At 59.7% G+C, this 22,524-nt stretch carries 20 protein-coding genes and 1 pseudogene; 15 read left to right on the forward strand and 6 right to left on the reverse strand.

Translation table 11 applies throughout. The features are described from left to right. Positions 1 to 15: 15 nt before the first annotated feature. From DMZ65_RS00225 to DMZ65_RS00245, 5 genes are read left to right on the forward strand one after another with little or no spacing between them, the layout of a single operon-like run. Positions 16 to 1,611 carry an ABC transporter substrate-binding protein gene (locus tag DMZ65_RS00225; protein ID WP_116596924.1) on the forward strand — a complete coding sequence of 532 codons (1,596 nt, stop codon included), beginning with the start codon at positions 16 to 18 and terminating at the stop codon, positions 1,609 to 1,611. After that, on the forward strand, positions 1,612 to 2,667 hold the full coding sequence (locus DMZ65_RS00230; RefSeq protein ID WP_116596925.1) for an ABC transporter permease: 1,056 nt from the start codon (positions 1,612 to 1,614) through the stop codon (positions 2,665 to 2,667). Next, positions 2,664 to 3,575, forward strand: coding sequence for an ABC transporter permease (locus DMZ65_RS00235; RefSeq protein ID WP_116596926.1), 912 nt, complete (start codon positions 2,664 to 2,666; stop codon positions 3,573 to 3,575). Before DMZ65_RS00230 ends, DMZ65_RS00235 begins: the two co-directional genes overlap by 4 nt. Further along, positions 3,572 to 4,432, forward strand: a complete 861-nt coding sequence (locus tag DMZ65_RS00240) for an ABC transporter ATP-binding protein (protein ID WP_116596927.1) — start codon at positions 3,572 to 3,574, stop codon at positions 4,430 to 4,432. Before DMZ65_RS00235 ends, DMZ65_RS00240 begins: the two co-directional genes overlap by 4 nt. After that, a complete protein-coding gene (locus tag DMZ65_RS00245) occupies positions 4,429 to 5,193 on the forward strand; it encodes an ABC transporter ATP-binding protein (protein WP_116596928.1) in 765 nt (254 codons plus the stop codon). Before DMZ65_RS00240 ends, DMZ65_RS00245 begins: the two co-directional genes overlap by 4 nt. Before the next feature lie 76 nt (positions 5,194 to 5,269). Here the strand turns inward: DMZ65_RS00245 and DMZ65_RS00250 are convergent, their stop codons facing one another. Next, entirely contained in the window at positions 5,270 to 6,034 is a 765-nt protein-coding gene (locus DMZ65_RS00250) for a DeoR/GlpR family DNA-binding transcription regulator (protein ID WP_116596929.1), read from the reverse strand. Between the two features lie 249 nt (positions 6,035 to 6,283). On the opposite strand from DMZ65_RS00250, the gene glpD reads away from it, so the two are divergent. The 9 genes from glpD (at position 6,284) to glpK (ending at position 16,020) form a co-directional block, all read left to right on the forward strand. Continuing rightward, positions 6,284 to 7,882: a glycerol-3-phosphate dehydrogenase gene (gene glpD, locus DMZ65_RS00255; protein ID WP_116596930.1), complete on the forward strand. Its 1,599-nt coding sequence runs from the start codon at positions 6,284 to 6,286 to the stop codon at positions 7,880 to 7,882. Positions 7,883 to 7,894: 12 nt separating this feature from the next. Further along, entirely contained in the window at positions 7,895 to 8,983 is a 1,089-nt protein-coding gene (locus tag DMZ65_RS00260) for an ABC transporter ATP-binding protein (RefSeq protein WP_116596931.1), read from the forward strand. A gap of 10 nt (positions 8,984 to 8,993) precedes the next feature. After that, complete coding sequence (locus DMZ65_RS00265) at positions 8,994 to 10,076, forward strand: ABC transporter ATP-binding protein (protein ID WP_116596932.1); 1,083 nt, start codon at positions 8,994 to 8,996, stop codon at positions 10,074 to 10,076. 139 nt (positions 10,077 to 10,215) lie between these two features. Beyond that, positions 10,216 to 11,085, forward strand: coding sequence for a carbohydrate ABC transporter permease (locus DMZ65_RS00270; protein WP_116596933.1), 870 nt, complete (start codon positions 10,216 to 10,218; stop codon positions 11,083 to 11,085). A 3-nt stretch (positions 11,086 to 11,088) separates the two neighbouring features. Next, complete coding sequence (locus DMZ65_RS00275) at positions 11,089 to 11,943, forward strand: carbohydrate ABC transporter permease (RefSeq protein WP_116596934.1); 855 nt, start codon at positions 11,089 to 11,091, stop codon at positions 11,941 to 11,943. A 2-nt stretch (positions 11,944 to 11,945) separates the two neighbouring features. Next, the gene (locus tag DMZ65_RS00280) at positions 11,946 to 12,305 is read left to right on the forward strand and encodes a hypothetical protein (RefSeq protein ID WP_232824809.1); all 360 of its coding nucleotides are present in this window, start codon (positions 11,946 to 11,948) and stop codon (positions 12,303 to 12,305) included. A 12-nt stretch (positions 12,306 to 12,317) separates the two neighbouring features. Next, positions 12,318 to 12,590 (forward strand): DUF2160 domain-containing protein, encoded by a 273-nt coding sequence (locus DMZ65_RS00285; RefSeq protein ID WP_116596935.1) that lies wholly within the window; start codon positions 12,318 to 12,320, stop codon positions 12,588 to 12,590. 84 nt (positions 12,591 to 12,674) lie between these two features. Further along, on the forward strand, positions 12,675 to 14,387 hold the full coding sequence (locus tag DMZ65_RS00290) for an ABC transporter substrate-binding protein (RefSeq protein ID WP_116596936.1): 1,713 nt from the start codon (positions 12,675 to 12,677) through the stop codon (positions 14,385 to 14,387). 124 nt (positions 14,388 to 14,511) lie between these two features. Continuing rightward, positions 14,512 to 16,020, forward strand: coding sequence for a glycerol kinase GlpK (gene glpK, locus DMZ65_RS00295; protein WP_116596937.1), 1,509 nt, complete (start codon positions 14,512 to 14,514; stop codon positions 16,018 to 16,020). A 76-nt stretch (positions 16,021 to 16,096) separates the two neighbouring features. On the opposite strand, the gene DMZ65_RS00300 is transcribed toward glpK, so the two are convergent. Then, positions 16,097 to 16,684: a nucleotidyltransferase family protein gene (locus DMZ65_RS00300; protein WP_116596938.1), complete on the reverse strand. Its 588-nt coding sequence runs from the start codon at positions 16,682 to 16,684 to the stop codon at positions 16,097 to 16,099. A 363-nt stretch (positions 16,685 to 17,047) separates the two neighbouring features. Between DMZ65_RS00300 and DMZ65_RS00305 the strand changes: the two genes are divergently transcribed. Next, positions 17,048 to 18,322 (forward strand): DUF2254 domain-containing protein, encoded by a 1,275-nt coding sequence (locus tag DMZ65_RS00305; protein WP_157960533.1) that lies wholly within the window; start codon positions 17,048 to 17,050, stop codon positions 18,320 to 18,322. Between the two features lie 54 nt (positions 18,323 to 18,376). Here the strand turns inward: DMZ65_RS00305 and DMZ65_RS00310 are convergent, their stop codons facing one another. The 4 genes and pseudogenes from DMZ65_RS00310 to DMZ65_RS19615 all read right to left on the reverse strand — a co-directional run bounded on the left by DMZ65_RS00310 (position 18,377) and on the right by DMZ65_RS19615 (position 22,457). Further along, positions 18,377 to 19,690, reverse strand: coding sequence for an HlyC/CorC family transporter (locus tag DMZ65_RS00310; protein WP_116596940.1), 1,314 nt, complete (start codon positions 19,688 to 19,690; stop codon positions 18,377 to 18,379). 105 nt (positions 19,691 to 19,795) lie between these two features. Continuing rightward, positions 19,796 to 20,765, reverse strand: a pseudogene (locus DMZ65_RS00315) (site-specific tyrosine recombinase XerD). Then, positions 20,762 to 22,318: a hypothetical protein gene (locus tag DMZ65_RS00320; RefSeq protein ID WP_116596941.1), complete on the reverse strand. Its 1,557-nt coding sequence runs from the start codon at positions 22,316 to 22,318 to the stop codon at positions 20,762 to 20,764. The pseudogene DMZ65_RS00315 and the gene DMZ65_RS00320 overlap by 4 nt, the downstream one beginning before the upstream one ends. Next, complete coding sequence (locus tag DMZ65_RS19615) at positions 22,308 to 22,457, reverse strand: hypothetical protein (protein ID WP_198662590.1); 150 nt, start codon at positions 22,455 to 22,457, stop codon at positions 22,308 to 22,310. Before DMZ65_RS19615 ends, DMZ65_RS00320 begins: the two co-directional genes overlap by 11 nt. Between the last annotated feature and the right edge of the window lie 67 nt (positions 22,458 to 22,524).

Consider the following 22,524-nt stretch of genomic DNA (forward strand, 5'->3'; position numbering starts at 1 on the left):
AACAGGGAGTTTGCCATGAAGAAGAGTTTCGTAGCCGCCGCGGTGGCCGCCATTATGTCGGTCAGTGTGGCCGCACCGGTCTTTGCCGAAACGCCGCCCAACATGCTGGTCATCGCCAATCGGATCGACGACATCAAGACGCTTGATCCGGGCGAGAGCTTTGAATTTGCGGGCTCTGACGTGTCGCGCAACGTCTATGAAAAGCTGGTGAACTTTGATCCGCTGGATCTGGACGCGGGCTATCAGCCGGAGCTGGCCGAAAGCTGGGAAATCTCCGAGGACGGCAAAACCATCACCTTCACCATTGCCGAGGGCCATGTGTTTTCCTCGGGCAACCCGGTAACGGCAAAGGACGCCGAATTTTCGTTGCGGCGTGCGGTGCTGCTCGATAAGACGCCATCCTTCATCCTGACCCAGTTCGGGTTGAGCGCCGACAATGTCGAAGAGACGATCAAGGCCACGGATGACCGGACCTTGGTCCTGACACTGGATAAACCCTACGCACTGTCCTTCGTGCTGAACTGTCTGACATCGACCATCGGCGGCATCGTTGACATGGCCTCGGCCATGGATAACGAAGTTGACGGCGATATGGGCAACGATTGGTTGCGCACCAATACCGTTGGATCTGGCCCCTACAAGGTGGTGGAGTGGAAGCCGAATGAAAGCGTCCTGATGGATCTGAACCCCAATTTTCACGGCGACAAGCCAGCGATGGAGCGGGTGATCGTCCAGCATATTCAGGAAAGCGCGACCCAGCGTTTGCAACTGGAACGCGGCGACATCGACGTGGCGCGCAACCTGTCGCCCGAGGATGTGGCGGGTCTTGCGGATGTCGAGGGCGTGAAGGTCGTGGACGAATTGCGCGGCCGCTTGATGTATTTCTCCGCCAATCAGAAGAAAGAGATGCTGGCCGATCCCAAGGTGATCGAGGCGCTGAAATTCGCCACGGATTACGCGGGCATGTCTGATTCTTTCCTGAAGGGGCAGTATACCGTGCATCAGGCGTTCTTGCCGCGGACCTTCCTTGGCGCGCTGGAAGAGACGCCGTACAGCTATGATCTGGATGCCGCGAAGGCCGCGCTGGCAGAGTCCGGATTTCCCGACTGCGGCCCGATCAAGATTTCCGTGCGTGACGCGCAGGAACGCATGGACATCGCGCAATCCTTGCAGAATACTTGGGGTCAGTTGGGCTGTGACGTCGAGCTGATCGTCGGCACCGGTGCGCAAACGCTGGATCGCTACCGCGCGCGCGAGCATGACATTTACCTTGGTGCCTGGGGACCGGACTATCCCGACCCCAACACCAACGCGGGCACCTTTGCAATCAATCCCGACAATTCCGACGAAGCGGGCGCAACCGGTCTGCTGGCCTGGCGCAACGCCTGGGCCATCCCCGAGATGACAGAGACAACCCTGGCAGCGGTGGTCGAGAACGACACCGAAAAGCGCAAGCAGATGTATCTGGACCTGCAACGCGAGCATCAGAAGACCAGCCCCTTTGGCATCATGTTCCAGCAGATCGAACAGAACGGCATGGGTGCCAGTGTCGAGAATTTCGTAGCCGGTGGGGCAACGACCGAAGTGTCCTACTGGGTCATTACCAAGTAAATGACGGATGTGACCAATGGCGAAGGGCGGCGCGGGCCGTCCTTCGCCCCGTGGCTGATCAAAACCGTGGCGACTTTGGTGACTGTGGCGGTCACTCTGCTCGGCCTTCTTTTCGTGACCTTCATGATCGGGCGGGTGATGCCCATCGACCCGGTTCTGGCGGTGATCGGGGAACGCGCCACGCAGGCGCAATACGACGCCACCTATCTGGAGCTCGGTCTCGACAAGCCGCTTCTGGTGCAGTTCGGCATATATGTCAGCGACGTGCTACAGGGCGATCTGGGCAAATCGATCCGCACCGGGCAACAGGTGACAACCGACATCGCGCGCGTCTTTCCGGCGACGCTGGAACTTGCCACGCTGGGAACGCTGATCGGTGTTGCGATCGGCGTGCCTTTGGGCGTTCTGGCCGCCGTCAAACGTGGCAGCTGGATCGACCAGGTGGCCCGTCTTGTCGGGCTGGTTGGATATTCCATGCCGATCTTTTGGCTGGGTCTGGTCGGTTTGCTGCTGTTTTACGGCATTCTGGGCTGGGTGGCCGGGCCGGGCCGCGTGGGCATCTTCTATCAAGGCATAGTCGAGCCGATCACCGGCATGTTGCTGGTGGATGCGGCGCTGCGCGGCGAATGGGTGGTTTTCCGGGACGCATTCTCGCATATCATCCTGCCGGCCGCGTTGCTGGGCTATTACTCGCTGGCCTATATCAGCCGCATGACCCGCAGCTTCATGCTGGAACAGTTGAATGCGGAATATGTCATAACAGCCCGCGTCAAGGGGCTGTCGGAATGGCAGGTGATCTGGGGCCATGCATTCCGCAATATCCGGATCCAGTTGATCACCGTCATCGCGCTGGCCTATGCCAACCTTCTGGAAGGGTCGGTTTTGACCGAAATCATCTTTGCCTGGCCCGGCATCGGCAGCTATATCACCACATCGCTTCTGGCCAATGACATGAACTCTGTTCTTGGCGGAACCATCGTGATCGGCAGCATCTTCGTGGGCATCAACATCCTGTCCGACCTGCTGTATCGCTTTTTCGATCCGAGGGCCAAATGATCACAGCAAACCTGCGCGATTGGCTTTTGTCGGACGCCCCCACATCCCGGCGTCAGGCCCGTTTTGCATCCTGGTACAAAGGCTGGCTGACGCTTCGGTCCAACACGCTGGCGATGGTGGGTCTGATCGTGCTGGCCCTGATCATCCTCGCCGCGATCTTTGCACCCGTATTGGCCACGCATGACCCCTATGCTCAGGATCTGGGTCAGCGCCTGCTGGGTGCGGGACAAGGCGGCCATCTTCTGGGGACGGACAGCCTGGGCCGTGACATCTATTCCCGGCTTCTCTATGGCGCGCGCATTTCGATCTACATCGTGTTACTGGTGGCGATGGTGGCACCGCTGGTCGGGCTGATCGTCGGCACGGTGTCGGGCTATGCGGGTGGCTGGGCCGATGTGGTCCTGATGCGAATCACCGATATCTTCCTGGCCTTCCCACGGCTGATCCTGGCGCTGGCCTTTGTCGCCGCTTTGGGGGCAGGGATCGAGAATGCCGTTCTGGCGATTTCCCTGACGGCCTGGCCGCCCTATGCCCGGATCGCACGGGCCGAGACGCTGACCATCCGCAATTCCGATTACATCCACGCCATCCGTCTTCAGGGTGCGGGGCCGTTCCGCATCGTGACCAGACATATCTGGCCGCTCTGCATCTCCTCATTGGTGATCCGTGTCACGCTGGATATGGCCGGGATCATCCTGACGGCGGCCGCTTTGGGTTTTCTGGGTCTTGGTGCACAACCGCCCAGCCCGGAATGGGGGGCGATGATCTCGGAAGGGCGCAAGTACATCCTTGATTACTGGTGGGTTGCCACCTTTCCCGGCCTTGCGATCTTTGCCATCAGCCTTGCCTTCAACCTGTTGGGCGACGGGTTGCGCGATATGCTTGACCCCAAGGAGGACAACGCATGAGTGAAACGCTTCTCGACGTCGAAAACCTGCGCGTCAGTTTCACGACGCGCACCGGCACGTTCGAGGCGGTGCGCGGGATCTCTTTCACCCTTGGGCGCGAAAGACTGGGGATCGTCGGCGAAAGCGGGTCGGGAAAATCCATGACCGGACGCGCAATCCTGCGGCTGATCCGTCCGCCGGGCCGTGTGGAGGCAGACCGCATCACGATGCATGGCGAGGATGTGCTTGCCGCCACTGAAACCCGGATGCGGCAGCTTCGCGGCGGGCGCGTGTCGATGATCATGCAAGACCCGAAGTTTTCGCTGAACCCGGTGATGACCGTGGGCCAGCAACTGGTCGAGTCGCTGCGGGCGCATGAAAAACTCGCCCGGTCCGAGTGCCGAAAACGGGCCATCGCCATGCTGGACGAGGTTGCCATCCGCGACCCCGAACGCGTTATGGGGCTGTATCCGCACGAGGTCTCGGGCGGTATGGGCCAACGCATCATGATCGCCATGATGCTTTTGCCGGGTCCGGAAATCCTGATCGCGGACGAGCCGACCTCGGCGCTGGATGTGTCGGTACAATTGCAGGTGCTCGACATCATGGACCAGCTTGTGAAAACCCGCGGCATGGGGTTGATCTTCATCAGCCACGATCTGAACCTTGTGGCCAAATTCTGTGACAGGATTGCGGTCATGTATGCGGGCCGCATTGTCGAATGTTGCAAAGCCTCCGAATTGCACAAGGCGCAGCATCCCTACACGCTTGGCCTGCTGAATGCGGTGCCGGACCTTGAACATCCGCGCCCGAGGCTGGAGGTGCTGCAACGCGACCCCGCGTGGCGAGACGCGCTTTCCGTGAGTGCACGAACATGACAAACCCCGCAATCGATATCCAAGATCTCGATGTCTGGTTTGGGGCCGGGCGTGGCCGGAGCGACGCGGTCAGGCAGGCGAGCTTTGCTGTGGAGCAGGGCGAAAGCTTTGGCATCGTCGGTGAAAGTGGATCGGGAAAGTCCACAATCCTGCGCGCTATCGCCGGGCTGGTGCCAACATGGTCAGGCAATATGACCGTGGCCGGAGAAGCACTGGGGCCACAACGCAGCAAGGCGTTTTTCCGCAAGGTCCAGATGGTGTTTCAGGATCCCTATGCCTCACTGCATCCACGTCAGACGGTGGATCGCGTCTTGTCCGAAGCGATGGGGTTGCACGGCCTCAAAGATATTGACAGCCGCATCCCGCGCCTCATGGAAGATGTCGGGCTTGGCCCGTCCTTCCGGTTTCGGTTTCCGCACCAGTTATCGGGTGGCCAGCGGCAGCGCGTCGCCATCGCGCGCGCCTTGGCCTGTTCGCCGCAGATCCTGCTGCTGGATGAGCCGACCTCGGCGCTGGATGTCTCGGTGCAGGCGGAAATTCTGAACCTGCTGACCGATCTGCGGCGGGATCACGGGTTGACCTATATCATGGTCTCGCACGATCTTGGGGTTGTCGGTCATCTGTGCGAACGGATCGCGGTGATGAAACAGGGCCGGATCGTGGAAGTTCTTGACGTGGAAATGATGCGGCACCTTGAGGCCAGCGATCCGTATACACGGCAATTGCTCGACAGCTCCATTCAGTCCTCCCGCAGCGCGTGACGCCGCCAATTCCGCGCGGGGCAAGAAGGCATTGCTGACGCGTTACATCCGTCAACCGCCAACGCGGCGGTCACTCTCATTCGTCGCAGATCACAAGATCGGTACCCCAGTCGCGACACGCGGTTTCAAGCCGCGTTGTCAGTGGCAGGTCTGTGAAGAACATATCCACCTCGGATAGTGACGCGATTTTGGCGGGGGCGCTCCGGGCGAATTTGGTGTGGTCAGCCACCAGCAATGATTTGCGGGATTGGCTTAGAATGGCGCGGCTGACGCTGACCTCCTGAATATCGTAATCCAGCAAGTCGCCATCCGGGTCCAGCGCCGAGCAGCCGATCACGGCCATGTCGAATTTGAACTGGCGGATCGTGTCGGCAGCAAGATTGCCGACCAACCCGCCATCCGCGCGGCGTAATTGGCCCCCCGTCACGATAATTTCGCAATCCCTGTTGGCGACAAGGATATTGGCCACGTTCATGTTGTTGGTCACGACCATCAGGTTGGTGTGGTGCAGCAATTCGCGCGCCACGGCCTCGGTACTGGTGCCGATATTGAGAAACAGCGAAATGTCATTCGGAATCATCTGAGCACAGGCGCGCGCAATTGCCGTTTTGCCCGACGGGTTGATGGCACGCCGCTCTTCATAGCCGATATTCGTTGTCCCGGATGGCAGGATCGCGCCGCCATGCACACGTTCCAACCTGCCGGCATCGGCCAGGTCGGTCAGATCGCGGCGAATGGTCTGCAATGTCACCCCGAAACGGTCTGCCAGATCGTCCACGGTGACCTTGCCTTCCCGGCGCGCGATTTCCAGGATCTCTGGATGACGAAAGGTCTGGGACATGGCTGCATTCCTGTTGTTTCGTCGTCCATAGCGGGTATGCTCGGATCAAACTATAGTGTCGTTTCCCTTGCCAGTGCAATGTGGCGCGCGGGAGCGCAGACCCAGGGTATATTCATCAAGCCTGTCGTCAGTCTGACCACAACAGAAGTATAGTATCGACAAAAGCGAACAAAAGCGAAAATTCTACTGTTGCGATTTTGATCTTTTGATTGCATAACATTGAGAGGGTTACGCAAGGGGGGGAATCGCGTGGCGGACAATACTGACACAGACGTGACAGACCTGTTCGTGATTGGTGGCGGCATCAACGGATGCGGCATAGCACGCGATGCCGCGGGGCGCGGTTTGTCAGTGACTCTGGCCGAGATGAACGACCTTGCCTCTGCCACGTCTTCCTCGTCCACCAAGCTTTTCCATGGCGGGCTGCGCTATCTGGAATATTTCGAATTTCGACTTGTTCGCGAGGCACTGATCGAACGTGAAGTGCTGTTGCGCGCAATGCCGCATATCAGTTGGCCGATGCGGTTTGTCCTGCCTTATCATAAAGATATGCGATTTGAGTCGGAAACGCCGACATCGCGCCTATTGAGCATCGTCATGCCGTGGATGAAGGGGCGTCGTCCGGCCTGGCTGATCCGCCTTGGCCTGTTCATGTATGACAATCTGGGGGGGCGAAAGATCCTGCCGGGCACGAAGACTCTGGATCTTGGCGACACAGCGGAAGGTGCGCCGCTACAGGATCGCTTTGCCAAGGCATATGAATATTCCGATTGCTGGATCGAGGACTCGCGCCTTGTCGTGTTGAATGCCCGCGATGCCGAAGCGCGCGGCGCAAATATTCTGACACGCACAAAGGTTCTGTCGGCAGAGCGCGAAGGTGATCTTTGGCGAATAGAAACGCGCAATAACGAAGACGGCGCGCCAAAGATCCACTTGGCCCGTATGCTGATCAATGCGGGTGGCCCATGGGTGGGGGACATCATCCATTCCAAAGTGCGGATCAACACCACCGAGGGCGTGCGTCTGGTGCGCGGCAGCCATATCGTGACGCGCAGGCTTTACGATCATGACAAATGCTATTTCTTTCAGGGGACCGACGGGCGGATCATCTTTGCGATCCCGTATGAGAATGATTTCACGCTGATCGGCACCACCGACGCCGAGCATGACGATCCCTCCGATAAGCCAGTATGCACCCCGCAAGAGCAGCGCTATCTGATCGACTTTGCCAACCAGTATTTCGCCAGAAAGATCAGCGAGGATGACGTCGTCTGGACCTATTCCGGCGTGCGACCCCTTTATGATGACGGGGCCAGCAGCGCCACGGCGGCGACGCGGGATTACACGCTGAAGGTTGACAAGGACGGTGGCGCGCCGATGCTGAATGTCTTTGGCGGCAAGATCACGACATATCGGCGTCTGGCCGAAAGCGCGCTTGAAAAAGTCTCGCAAAACCTGCCGGATGTGAAAGCGCCCTGGACGGCGGGTGTGCCACTGCCCGGCGGCGATTTTCCGGTCGATGGGGTGGATGACCTTGTGTCTGATCTGAAAGGCAGATTCGCGTTCCTGTCCGAAACCTGGGCGCGGCGGTTGGTCCGGGCTTATGGCACTGAAGCGCAATTCGTGCTGAACAAGGCGACAACCCCCGATGATCTGGGCTATGATTTTGGCGCGACGCTGACAGAGTCCGAAGTGATCTGGCTGATGGACAAGGAATATGCCCGCACAGCCGAGGATGTGGTCTGGCGCCGCAACAAGCTGGGCCTGAGGCTGAGTGCCGAACAGATCGGCACACTTGATGACTGGATGGCGGCGCGCCGCGCATCTGCGTGCAATGCAGCAGAATAGGGGGAGGATCTGATGACGCTTGAACTCAGAAATGTGTCGAAGGTCGTGGAGGGGCAAACCCATATCCACCCGACAGATCTGACACTGGAAAAGGGCACGATGAACGTGCTTCTGGGGCCGACATTGTCGGGCAAGACCTCGTTGATGCGGCTGATGGCGGGGTTGGATACGCCTGCGACCGGGCAGATTTTCTGGCAGGGCGAAGACGTCACCGGTATGCGCGTGCAGGATCGCAAGGTTGCGATGGTCTACCAGCAATTCATCAACTATCCCTCAATGACGGTCTATGACAACATCGCCTCGCCGATGCGGCTTCTGGGCATCGATAAGTCCGAGATTGACCGGCGCGTTCGCGAAAATGCCGAGCTGATGAAGCTGACGACGATGCTGGATCGCAAACCGTTGGAATTGTCGGGCGGCCAGCAGCAGCGCTGCGCCCTGGCGCGGGCCTTGGTCAAGAATGCCGGGCTGGTCTTGCTGGACGAACCTCTTGCCAATCTCGATTACAAGCTGCGCGAAGAGTTGCGGGTGGAAATCCCAAAGATATTCGAGGCTTCGGGCGCGATCTTCGTCTACGCCACGACCGAACCCGAAGAAGCTTTGCTGCTGGGTGGCAACACCGCCGCATTGTGGGAGGGCCGGGTGACGCAGTTTGGTCTGACGCCGCAGGTTTACCGCCAACCGGCGGATGCCACCACCGCGCGGGTGTTTTCAGATCCGCCGATGAACTTCGTGCAAATCGCGAAAACCGGGTCGTCGCTGAGTTTTGGCGACGGTCGCACCGTGCCCGCCAGCGGCAAACTATCCGAGTTGCCGGACGGTCGCTACAGCGCCGGGTTCCGTCCCAACCATCTGGAGATCACCCAGCATGTTGCCGATGCGGTGCCATTCAACACCACGCTGACGGTGACAGAGCTGACAGGATCGGAAACATTCGTGCATCTGGATCATCACGGCGAACGCTGGGTCGGTCTGGTGCACGGCGTACATGACCTGTCTATCGGGGCCGATCTGACGGTCTGGCTTGATCCCCGGCATATCTACATCTTTGGCGAAGACGGCAAGCTGATCGCCCCGGCCGCCTATGCGCTTGCAGCCTGAGGGGAAACAGATGGCCAAGATCACGCTCGACAATCTCGCGCATTCCTACCTTCCCAATCCCGCGTCCGAAGATGATTACGCGCTGAAGGAACTGAACCACGACTGGGACGATGGCGCGGCCTATGCGCTGCTGGGATCTTCAGGATGCGGCAAGTCCACACTGCTGAACATCATCTCGGGGCTTTTGCATCCCAGCCAGGGGCGCATCCTGTTTGACGGACAGGACGTCACCCATGCGCCCACGGCAGAGCGCAACATCGCGCAGGTGTTCCAGTTTCCTGTGGTCTACGACACGATGACCGTGCGTGACAACTTGGCCTTTCCTCTGCGCAACCGCGGCAGGGACGAGGCCTATGTCGCAGAGCGCGTTCAGGAAATCGCCCGGATGATCGGGATGGAGGACATGCTCAGCCGCAAGGCGCGCGGTCTGACAGCCGATTCCAAGCAGAAGATCAGTCTTGGCCGCGGCATGGTGCGCAAGGACGTCAACGCGCTGCTGTTCGATGAGCCGCTGACGGTGATCGACCCGCATATGAAATGGGAGCTGCGCACCCAGCTGAAAAAGCTGCATCACGATTTCGGCCATACGATGATCTACGTCACGCATGACCAGACAGAGGCGCTGACCTTTGCCGACAAGGTTGTGGTGATGTATGATGGTCGCGTCGTGCAGATCGGCACCCCCGAAGAACTGTTCGAGAGGCCCGAGCATACGTTCGTGGGCTATTTCATCGGCTCGCCGGGCATGAACGTGTTCCCGGCCCGCGTCGAAGGCGATACCGCCTATATCGACGGCTCCGAAGTGAAGCTGGCAGGTGGCTACGCAGCGATAGATGGCAAGGTCGAGATCGGGGTGCGCCCGGAATTCGCGCGGCTCAGCCAGACGGACGGGTTGCCGGTGCGGGTCCATCGCGTTGAAGACATCGGCCGACACAAGATCATCCGCGCCGAGGTTTTGGGACATGACATCAACATACTTGCGGATGAGGATGAGCATGTCAGCGCGGATATGAACCGGGTCACGTTTGATGCAAGCCATGTGAATGTCTACGCAAACGACTGGCGTGTCGCGCCCACAGGGGAGGCCGCGTGATGACCGTAAAACAACGCGATACCCTTCTCGGGCCTGACCCGAGAACTCTTGCCTCGCACCGGGCGGCGTCACCTGATGCGTATCCTGACCGCTCACCTATCAGCCAAACCAACGCACGAACCGGGGGAGGGTTCGCCTGATGGAAAAGACAGTCAATCAAAAGGCGTGGTTCCTTGTTCTGCCGGTGCTTTTGCTGGTGGCCTTCTCGGCGGTGATCCCGTTGATGACGGTCGTCAACTATTCGGTTCAGGACACGTTCGGGAACAACCAGTTCTTCTGGGCCGGGCTGGAATGGTTCAGCGAGATGCTGGACTCCGACCGGATGTGGGACGCGCTTGGCCGCCAGCTGATGTTCTCTTGCATCATCCTTGCGATCGAGGTGCCCCTGGGCATTTTCGTGGCACTCAATATGCCCAAATCAGGCGTCTGGTCGTCGCTTTGCCTGGTGCTGATGTCACTGCCGCTGCTCATTCCGTGGAACGTGGTCGGTACGATCTGGCAGATCTTCGGCCGTGTCGATATCGGCCTGCTGGGCTATACGCTGGATGCGCTGGGTATCGACTATAACTACACGCAGGACACGCTGGCCGCCTGGATCACCATTGTGGTGATGGATGTCTGGCACTGGACCTCGCTGGTTGCGCTGCTGGCCTTTGCCGGTCTCAAATCCATCCCCGACGCCTATTATCAGGCCGCCAAGATCGATCAGGCATCGCGCTGGAAAGTCTTCCGCTACATCGAACTGCCCAAGATGACGGGCGTGTTGATGATCGCCATCCTGCTGCGCTTCATGGACAGTTTCATGATCTATACGGAACCTTTTGTCGTCACCGGGGGCGGGCCGGGCAATGCCACCACGCTCTTGTCGATTGACCTTGTGAAAATGGCGCTCGGACAGTTTGACCTTGGACCTGCGGCGGCGTTCTCACTGATGTATTTCCTCGTGATCCTGCTGATCAGCTGGGTGTTCTACACGGTGATGACAACTCTTGATAAGCGGGAGGGATGAGCCATGAGTGATGCAACACAAACGCCTGTCACGTTCACGGCCAAAAAGCGCAAGGCGCGGATCAATTCCAGCGCCGTGGTCATGACGCTCTACCTGCTGTTCCTGCTGCTGCCGATCTATTGGCTGCTGAACATGAGCCTGAAGACCAATACCGAGATCCTGAATTCCTTCACGCTGTTCCCGCGTAATCTGACATTCGCCAACTATGCCACCATTCTGACCGATCCGGCATGGTATCTGGGCTACGTCAACTCGCTGATCTATGTGACGATGAACACGGTGATCAGCCTCGCGGTGGCGCTGCCTGCGGCCTATGCGTTTTCGCGCTATCACTTCATGGGCGACAAGCACCTGTTCTTCTGGCTGCTGACCAACCGCATGGCGCCGCCCGCCGTTTTTGCTCTGCCGTTCTTTCAGCTTTATTCCAGCGTGGGTCTGTTTGACACCCATATCGCCGTGGCGCTGGCGCATTGCCTGTTCAATGTGCCGCTGGCTGTCTGGATCCTCGAAGGGTTCATGCGCGGCGTGCCCAAGGAAATTGACGAAACGGCCTATCTGGACGGCTACGGTTTTGGCCGCTTCTTCGTGAAGATCTTCATGCCGCTGATCGCGTCCGGCATCGGTGTGGCCGCGTTCTTCTGCTTCATGTTCTCATGGGTGGAACTGCTACTGTCGCGCACCCTGACAACCGTTGACGCAAAGCCGATTGCTGCCATCATGACCCGCACCCAAGGCGCGTCGGGCGTCGACTGGGGCGTGCTGGCGGCCGCCGGCATCCTGACCATCGTGCCGGGTGCCTTGGTGATCTATTTTGTCCGCAACTACATCGCCAAGGGCTTTGCCCTGGGGAGGGTGTAACGATGCAAACTGATCTAAAGCTGAACTTCGCTGCTTCGCTGCGTATTGCTTTGGTCGGCGGATGCCTGAGCCTGACAGGCTTGTCCGAGGCAGGTCCGGCACATGCGCAGGCCGCAGAGCCTTGGGAAACCGGTTGTCTGGTCACAGGGCTTGACCCGAATGGCGATGGTTTCCTGTCCGTCCGCCGTGGTCCGGGATCGCAACATCAAGAGATCGCACGGGTACATAACGGCGACGCATTGTTTTTCGACAACCGCCAATGCCAGGGAAAATGGTGTTTTGCCGAAGGCGGGTCGATCGAGAACACGCAATCCGACATTCGCGGCTGGTTCTATACAGCTTGGTGTGAATTCTATCCGTAGGGAGGATAACTAATGGCATGGATGGCATGGACATGGCCGACGGCGACCTTCTTTATCGTTATCGCCTTGTTGCTCATCATCTTCACGGCGCTTGCGATCAAATTTCCCGAAACGCCCCGGACGGGTATTCTGCGGATTGAAACAACGCGCGGTGACAGGCTTTTCATAACGCTTCTGGGGTCGGCCTTCATCAATCTGGCCTGGCTCGGGATTGTCGGGGCGCACCAGCCGTATGCCCTGATCGCGTGTCTTGTCTATGCTGCGGCGGTGTTTCGCTGGGTTTAGACACACGGTTTGTGACCGGGGATTGAGGAGACCCGGACATGAAACAACATATCCTCGAAACTGGTTTTAATTGGGAGGAAACCCATGAACTCGAAACTGAAATCGACCACGGCCGCGCTGCTGATCCTTGCGGGGCCGGCCTTTGCCGACATGGAGGCGGCACGCGCGTTCCTGGATGAAGAAATCGGCGATATGTCGGTGCTTGATCGCGAAGGTCAGGAAGCCGAAATGCAGTGGTTCATCGATGCCGCAGCCCCGATGGCCGGCATGGATATCAAGGTGGTGTCGGAAACCATCACCACGCATGAATACGAATCCCAGGTGCTGGCACCTGCCTTCACCGCGATCACCGGCATTCAGGTCACGCATGACCTGATCGGCGAAGGCGATGTTGTCGAAAAGCTTCAGACCCAGATGCAGTCCGGCGAGAATATCTATGACGGCTATATCAACGACTCTGATCTGATCGGCACCCATTGGCGCTATCAGCAGGCCCGCAACCTGACCGAGTGGATGGCGGGCGAGGGCGCGGATGTGACCAACCCCGGCCTTGATCTGGAGGACTATATCGGCACGTCCTTCACGACCGCGCCGGATGGCAACCTGTACCAACTGCCCGACCAGCAATTCGCGAACCTTTACTGGTTCCGCTACGACTGGTTCAACGACGAGCAGAACAAGGCTGATTTCCAAGAGAAATACGGCTACGAGCTGGGCGTGCCGGTCAACTGGGCGGCCTATGAGGACATCGCGGAATTCTTCACCGGGCGGGATCTGTCGCGCATGGGTGTCGAAGGCGAAGTCTTTGGCAACATGGATTACGGCAAGAAAGACCCGTCGCTGGGCTGGCGCTACACCGATGCGTGGCTGTCCATGGCCGGCGTTGGATCCAAGGGCGAGCCGAACGGCCTGCCGGTGGATGAATGGGGCATTCGCGTCAACGACAACTCGCAGCCCGTGGGTTCCTGCGTCGCGCGCGGCGGTGCCACCAACGGCCCCGCAGCGGTTTATGCCGTGTCCAAGGCGATCGAGTGGCTTGAAAAATACACGCCGCCCGCAGCCGCAGGCATGACCTTTGGCGAGGCTGGCCCGATCCCCGCACAGGGCAATATCGCCCAGCAGATGTTCTGGTACACCACCTTCACGGCCGACACGGTCAAGCCCGGCCTGCCGGTGATGAACGAGGATGGCACGCCCAAATGGCGCATGGCCCCCTCGCCACATGGTGTTTACTGGGAAGAAGGCACCAAGCTGGGCTATCAGGATGTGGGATCCTGGACGCTGATGAAATCCACCCCGGTGGACCGTGCGAAAGCGGCCTGGCTCTATGCGCAGTTTGTGACCTCCAAGACCGTGGATGTGAAGAAAGCCCATGTTGGCCTGACCTTCATCCGCGAATCCACAATCCAGCACGAATCCTTCACCGAGCGCGCCGACAAGCTGGGCGGTCTGGTCGAATTCTACCGCTCGCCTGCACGGGTTCAGTGGTCGCCCACCGGCACCAACGTGCCTGACTACCCCAAGCTGGCACAGCTGTGGTGGCAGAATATCGGTGACGCAATGTCGGGTGCCAAGACCACTCAGGAAGCGCTGGATGCTCTTTGCGCCGATCAGGAACGTGTGATGGAGCGTCTGGAGCGCGCAGGCGTTCAGGGCGACATTGGTCCCAAGCTGAACGAGGAAAAGGATCCTCAGGAATGGCTTGCGATGGAAGGCTCGCCCAAGGCGAAGCTGGAAAACGAGGACGAAGAGCCTCAGACAATCGCTTATGACGAGCTGATCAAGTCCTGGCAGTAAGCCTTGCATATCGGTCGGGGCCCCATCGCGGGGCCTCGGCCAGATCCAGATAAGAACCGAAACACTTCAAGAACCGCATGGCGGGCGCCTGTCTGATACGTCCCGGCGGAAGATGAGACTGGCCATGACCCATATTCTTGCCATCGATCAGGGCACGACTTCGACGCGCGCGATCCTGTTCGACACATCGCTTTCGATCATTGCCTCCGCGCAGGAAGAATTTGCACAGCATTTTCCTAATAGCGGTTGGGTAGAACATGACGGATCGGACCTTTGGTCGACCACGGCGGCGACCTGCCGTTCAGTGATCGAAAAGGCCGGGCAGGGTGCCGACCAGATTGCCGCCATCGGCATTACGAACCAGCGCGAAACCACGCTGGTCTGGGATCGCAAGACTGGCAAACCGCTGTATAACGCCATCGTTTGGCAGGACCGCCGCACCTCGGATATGTGCAAGGCGCTGAAGGCCGACGGGTTTGAAGAGACGGTAACTGACCGCACCGGGCTGCTGCTTGATCCGTATTTCTCGGGCACCAAACTGGCTTGGATTCTTGAAAACGTAGATGGCGCACGCGCACGGGCTGAGGCGGGCGAATTGGCTTTCGGAACGGTCGATAGCTGGCTGGTCTGGAACCTGACCGGCGGGAAAGAGCATCTGACCGATGCCACCAATGCCGCCCGCACGATGCTTTACGACATCCGCAAAGGGCGCTGGTCCAGCTCGATCTGCGAGCGGTTGGGCATTCCGATGTCCATGCTGCCAGAGGTGCGCGACTGTGCCGCCGAGTTTGGCGAGACCCGGCCCGATCTGTTCGGGCGCGCGATCCCGATCCGGGGCATTGCCGGCGATCAGCAGGCCGCGACGGTCGGGCAGGCGTGTTTTGAGCCGGGCATGCTGAAATCCACCTATGGCACGGGGTGTTTCGCGCTGCTGAATACGGGCGAGACGCCGGTGCGGTCGCAGAACCGGCTGCTGACCACCATCGCGTACCAGTTGGATGGCAAGCCCACTTATGCGCTTGAAGGGTCGATCTTTATCGCGGGTGCAGTGGTGCAATGGCTGCGCGATGGGCTGAAAATGATCCGTGACGCGGGCGAGACGCAGCCCATGGCGGAAAGATCCGATACCTCGCAACAGGTTGTGCTGGTGCCCGCCTTCACCGGTCTGGGGGCACCTTACTGGAACGCGGAATGCCGCGGCGCAATCTTTGGCCTGACCCGCAATTCCGGACCCGAGGAACTGGCACGGGCCGCCCTTGAAAGTGTCGGGTTTCAGACCCGTGACCTGTTGGATGCGATGAAGGCCGACTGGTCCGAAACAGGTGCGAAGGCGGACGCCTCAACCCCCGCGCTGCGGGTCGATGGCGGGATGAGCGCATCGGATTTCACCATGCAGTTTCTGTCCGACATCATCAATGCCCCGGTTGAACGGCCGCATGTGCTGGAGACCACCGCGATGGGGGCGGCTTGGTTGGCTGGCCATCAGGCGGGGCTTTTGCCGGATATGCAGACCTTTGCTGACAGTTGGACGGCCGAGGCACGATTTGACCCCACAATGGCCGAGGAACAGCGTGAAGAAAAATATATCGCTTGGAAACGCGCGGTCGAGGCAACCATCGGTTTTGCGTCCTGACTGTCGGGCTCAAATATCTCTTGTAATAAAGGTTATTTATTATCAGAGGCTTGATGCGATAAGGTGATGCTTTGCATTACCTTGATGCGCGCCATTTCGTCCATGCTTCAGGTGTATCCAGATCTGTCAGCGCGGCGCGGCCCGGCAATGGCACAAGCCTTATCCGATCACGCATCTGCTGCAAGATCGGACGCGCGCCACGGTCACCGCTGAGGGTTTTGAACAGAGACAGGCAGTCGGCAGGAAACAGAACGGGATGGCCGGGTTTGTCCAGCGATGATCCTTGAATGATCGCGTGAGGATTGTTCTCGTAGTATTTGATAATACTGTCTAAATCGGAACTCCCTATATCCGGCATATCGGCGGGCAGGATCAGCGCGCCGTCAATTCCGTCGGGCAAAGCCGTGGCTGCTGCGCGCAGGGACGCGGCCATTCCCTCTGCGGCATCCGGCACCGGGATGATCCGCAATGACAGATCGTCCAGCGCGTTCGCACGCGGGTGATCTAGATTGGGCAGCGTTACAAATACCGCATCCGACACAGCACAGGCCCGTTCTGCCATGATACGCAGCAACGGTTTGCCATCAACATCCTGCAACAGCTTGTCGGCCCCGCGCATACGACGACTGGCACCGGCTGCGGGAATAATTATAGCGACTTTCATCTGCGTCCGCCTGCCTTCAGGGTTAAAGGGAACTCCTGCATCTAATGAGCGTTGGGCGCAGGTTTGGATCCTTGCCGTCAGCCCATCCGCGAACCGATTCCAGTAAGATAGCACCAATGCGATCAACCAGCGCATATGAGGTCAGTAGCTGCCCGAAGCGCAAAAACCAAGGACGTTTCCCGCGGTCCGGTCAGCTTATATTCTTGGCATCGGTGTTTTCCGCATTGGCGCACCGCTCGCCCGAGCTGTGGTTTTCATTTTGGACCCCACTAGGTATTCCGGAATGTGTGTCGGCGGCATATGCTCGGCTGGCAGGTCGAAACACGACAATCGGTGCGGCGGGCGCGTCGGGGAGGTAGGTTAATGCTGAGCACGATCTTGCGGCGCGCGCGACAGATTTCACGGCGCCTGCATGTGCGGGTAATCCTGTTTGCGGTGCTCAACCTTGTGGCGCTGGCATTGGCCAAAATCGTGTCGCCGATCGTGCCGGACTGGTTGGGCGACCGCATCGGTGCCGAAGCCGTGGACCCGATCCTCAGCATCATCGCCTCGTCCATGCTGGCGGTCACGACGTTTTCGTTGACGATCATGATGACGGGATTGCATCGGGCCTCAAGCCAGTGGACCCCGCGCAGCCATCTGATCCTGCGCGAAGACACGGTTACGCAATCGGTATTGTCGAATTTTCTGGGCGCCTATCTGTTTGCGCTGGTCGCGATCATCCTGCGCGCCGCGGACGTGTTCGATCATCGCGATATCGTGGTGCTGTTCGGAATGACGCTGGTTGTGGTGGCGTTGATTATCGTGTCCTTCATTCGGTGGATTTTGCATCTCGAAGGGCTAGGCAGCCTGCCGGAGACCGCGAAACAGATCGAGAACAGGACCACGGATTCCCTGAAGCGGATCGCCAGTTATCCCTGCAAGGGGGCCAATCCGCTGACAGACCCAAACACGCAAATCCCGCAGGGCGCATTGATGATCACCGCCCCGCAACATGGCTATATTCCGCAACTGTTCGAAGAGGCGTTGCAGAAACTCGCCAGCGATAACGACCTTCGTATTTATCTGGTTACATCCGTCGGGCGATACCTTCACAAGGGCGATCCACTGGCGTTCATTTCCAGGCCAAGCGGCGCATTGGATGACAGCCTGAAAGACGATATCACCGAATGTATCCAGATTTCAGACCTGCGCAGTTTCGAGCAGGACCCGGTATTCGGCGTCGCCGTCATGGCGGAAATCGCGACCAGAGCTTTGTCGCCGGGGATAAACGATCCGGGCACCGCCATTGACGTGGTCTACCGTCTTGGCCATCTGGTGTCGCTTGCAGCGCCGCAAGGTGTCGACGTGCCGGACGTGAAATATGATCGGTTGTGGGTGCCGCCTCTGGATTTGGCAGAGTTGTTTAACACCAGTTTCGATCCGATCTGCCGATGCGCCGGAGACGCGGTCGAGGTGCACCTGGCCCTTCAGAACGCGCTAAGCGGTGTGATAACCCACGCGGCCCCTGAATTGTCAAAAGAGGCCTGGAAGATGGCGGAGATCTGTCGGGCACGCGCCGAAACGATGATCAGCTTTCCGGCGGACCTTGCGCGGCTGCGCGAAGTCGCCGTGACGCAGAAGGCGGATACTGTTTAGGCTGCGGCACGGCTGTCAGGGTCAACTGTGTTTCCCGCCGGAACAGACGTTCCGTTAAAGGGGCCGGATTTTAAGCCGTGTCACCCGGTTCCCTTCGCGCCCGGTGACTTCAAAGCGGAAGCCGTGAAAGCTGAAGACCTGTCCGGTGCTGGGGATCATCTGCGCCTCGTGTATGACCAGCCCGGCAACGGTGTTGGCCTCGTCATCGGGCAAGGCCCAATCGGTGGCGCGGTTCAGGTCGCGGATCGTCATCGCCCCATCCACCCAGAAATGCCCGTCATCGGCGTGACGGACAGGGTGGTCGGCATCGGGATCAAATTCGTCGGTGATCTCGCCCACGATTTCTTCGAGGATGTCCTCCAGCGTGATAAGCCCTTTAAGCGAGCCGTATTCGTCAACCACCAGCGCGAAATGTGTGCGCCGCCGCAGGAACTGCCGCATCTGTTCGTCAAGGCTTGTGGTGTCGGGCACGAAATAGGGCTTCATCGCCACATCTGTGATCTTGAACGCCTCCAGTTTCATGGCGGCATCCGTTTCCCGGCCCGCGATCAGCATATACATGACGCGCAGCAGATCCTTGGCATGGACCACACCGATGATGTTTTCCGGCTCGTTGCGGTAGACTGGCAGGCGTGTGTGGCTGCTTTCAAGACATTGCTCAAGGATCAGGTGCGGTTCGGCGTCGGCGTCAATCATCTCGATTCCCGAACGGTGCAACATGATCTCTTCAACGGTGCGGTCGCCCAGATCCAACGCGCCAAGAATGCGGTCGCGATCTTCTTTTTCGACCACGCCTTCGGAATGGCCAAGGTTCAGGGCACCAGCGATCTCTTCACGCACGGCCAGAATGTGACTGTCGGGATCGGTCTTCACGCCAAAAACACGCAACACGCCACGCACCAGCCAGCGCACAGCGGCCACTACGGGCGAAAAGACGAGGATCACCAGCCGGATAATGGGGGCCACTTTTGCGGCGGCGGTTTCGGCATTGGTGATGGCGTAGGTCTTTGGCAGAACTTCTGCAAAGATCAGAACCAGCAGGGTCATCACCAGCGTCGCGAGCGCCACACCGGATTCACCAAACGCCCGCGTGAACAAGGCCGTCGCCAAAGATGTGGCGAGGATGTTCACAAGGTTATTGCCCAGCAGGACAGACCCGATCAGCCGCTCATTGTCTTCGGTGATGGTCAGCGCGCTGACGGCCCCGCTTGATCCTTTGTCAGCCTGCGCGCGCAGTTTGCCGCGCGACGCTGCGGTCAGGGCGGTTTCGCTGCCGGAAAAGAACGCTGACAGGATCAGCAGAAATATAATCGCCCCGGAGGTTATCCAGAATGCCGAGTCGAAGGTTGATAATGTCGCGGAGTCCATTCAGGGGCCCTTGGTTGGTGTCATTCCGCTTATGAGGCTGCGTTGGCCGTCATTCAAGAGCAACCGGCCCGGTCGCCGAGCAGTCAGTGCGGTGGTCATGGTCAGCTATGGATCCTCGGTGACGGTATCATCGGCGTCCGCGTGCGGCCCGGCTGACTGTGTCAGGGGGTGGTGCTCCAGAACCAGTTCGCGCAGCCGGTCCTCCAGCACATGTGTGTAGATCGGTGGTGGAGACATCGGCATGACCCAACAAGGTCTGGATCACACGCAGATCGGCACCTCCGGCGAGCAGATGCGTGGCAAAGGCGTGGCGCAGCGTGTGGGGCGTGACTTTCGCGGGGGAAACGCCGCCCGCAACGGCAATTTCCTTGAGCATGACGTAAAACGCATGGCGTGTCAGGTGGCCAGCCTTGCTATGCGACGGGAAAAGAAAGGTCGATACCGGTTTGCGCTCGGCTCTGGCGGTGTCTTGCAGCACATCAAGCGCGTTCAGCCAATCGGCCAGCGCCACGCGGGCAGGGGGCGACAGGGGCACCATGCGTTCCTTGCCGCCCTTGCCCCGGATCAACAGCATCTGCGGGCGTCCGCGCGCGGCGGCAACCGGCAGCGATACCAGTTCTGTCACACGCATGCCGGTCGCATAAAGCAACTGCATCAGACATGTATTCCGCAACTGATCGCTGGGGGTGCGGCCATGCGTCTGTGCGGCTTCCAGCAGGCGGTCGACCTCTTCATGGCTGAGCGTTTTGGGCAAGCGCGCATCGCGCCCCGGTCCGGTGATCTGAAGCGTTGGATTGTCCGTTCGCCAGTTTTCCTCGTAGATGAACCGGTAAAGCTGCTTGATCGCCGAAAGCCGCCGGGCACGGGTGGATTTCGCCAATCCCTGCGCGTCGCAATGGGTCAGGTAGGCCTCGACCTCTGCGCGCATGGCCGTGGCAAGCGAGCCGCCCGCATCGGTCAGCCAATCGTGAAAATCGCCCAGGTCGCGGGCATAGGCCAGAAGCGTGTTATGCGCGGCCCCGCGTTCGGCGGCCTGCGCCTCAAGAAAAGCGGATATCCAGTTGCGATCGTTCATAACTGGCCACGTCCCGCGAGCAAAAGTTGCAACGCGGCGCGTCGGGCGGCGTCTTCCAACCCGACGCTGCGCAGCACGATCAGCGCATCCGTCAAATCTCCGGGGTCGCCGCGCATACCCTGACGCATCAACGCGGTGGTGCGCAACAGAACCTCGCCCAGACGGTCATCGGCAAGCTGCTCTGCCAGTGCGTCGGGCAATGCGGCGTCCGGCGCGAACGCCGCTGCAATGGCATGGGCGGTGGCATCCTGCTCGGGTGGCTCTGCGGTGTCCCCGCGCGCAATCGCGGCAGCAAAGGCAAAGGGGCTGTCCGCGGTCAGCTTCGCCGCCATCATTTCGTAGTCGGGCGAAAGCAATGCGGCTTGCGTCGCAAGATCCGCGGCACGCCCGCTGAGCGGGTATTTCATCAGCGACGCACCATAGAGCCGGGAAAACGGCACAACCAGATCGGCCGCCAGCATCAGTGGCCAGACCCGTTCCAGCGCGGCGGAAATGGCCTGCGGATCGCGCGAGGCCAGCGCCGTGTCAAAGCGTTGCAAGCCTTCGACGCGGTCCCAGATGCCGCCCGACGCGGCGCGAAGCCGGTCAGTATAGATGCCCAGCATCCGGTTTTCCGAAATCGCGCCAACGCGCGCCAATCTCTCGGCGGCAGCAAGCTGGGCCTTCCAGCCCGCATCGCCATTCAGGTTCACCGTCGCGAATGGCCGGGGCAGGGTGGCCGTGGGCAGAGGTTCGCCCAAGGCCTCGAACAGACGAAACTCCAACGGCGTCGGGCGTACTGGTGGGGTCAGAGGGGCCAGTTCCTCGGCCAGTTCAGGATCAAGGAACCGTTCAAGCAGCGACGCCTCGCGCTGTGTCAGGGCGTCAATCGCGCGGGCGGTGCCCAGCGTCGTCATTGCCGTGCTCCAGTCGCTGTCACGCGCCGAACAAAAGATGCGTGCGCCGTAGCCGGGTGCCAGATGCGGCTTTGCGGCCAGTTGGGCACAGGCCGGGCCGGTTTGGCCGGTCAGCAATGACAGATCAAACCACAGGCTGAACAACGCCGGCGTATCGCTTCCCGCCCGCTCGATCAGCGACATGGCGGGTTCCACCGCGCCCATATCCATCAACTTCGCCGTACGCGCTGCCAAAAGCTGCTCCCCGCTTCCCGCATCGGCAGGAGGATCGGCCTCAGCCAGCAAAAGCGTGAACAGCAGCGCGTTTATCGCCGGCAACCCGTCTTCCGGCTGCGCTGCAATCAACTGCTCCAGCGTGTCGCTGCTTGACGCGACCCACATATCGGCCGGAAGTCCTGTCACGCTGGGCGGCAACAGGCCGACCGCGGCGAGGCTGGTCTGATCCAAGGGCATCACCGACACTTCGGGCGACCGGGCAGACTGGCTGATGGGCGGCTCGATCTGCGGTTGCGGACGCCTTTGCGCGCGCGGTGCCTGCTGCGCCACCGGAGACGGCACGTTCAGTTCCAGCCAGTCGATCGCCGACAAGGGTTCTTGAGCCATGGCCGTGGTGGCGGTCAGCGCCGAAAGGATGGCCGCCGCCGTGCTATTTCGCATTCAACGTCACCGGTTCCCTGATCTCGCTTGCCGGAGCTGAGAAATCAGCGCCGAAAAACGGTCCGACATAGGCGTATGCCACCAATGCGATGGCACCCAGAACCAACAAATAAAATAGCCATTTCAGAATGCGCCCCATGAAATATCCCTTTAGCCTGCATGTCTGCTTGTTTTGCGGAACTTATAACTGGCCTTTTGCGCAAGAT

This window comes from Primorskyibacter marinus, assembly GCF_003313245.1.
Lineage (GTDB): Bacteria > Pseudomonadota > Alphaproteobacteria > Rhodobacterales > Rhodobacteraceae > Primorskyibacter > Primorskyibacter marinus.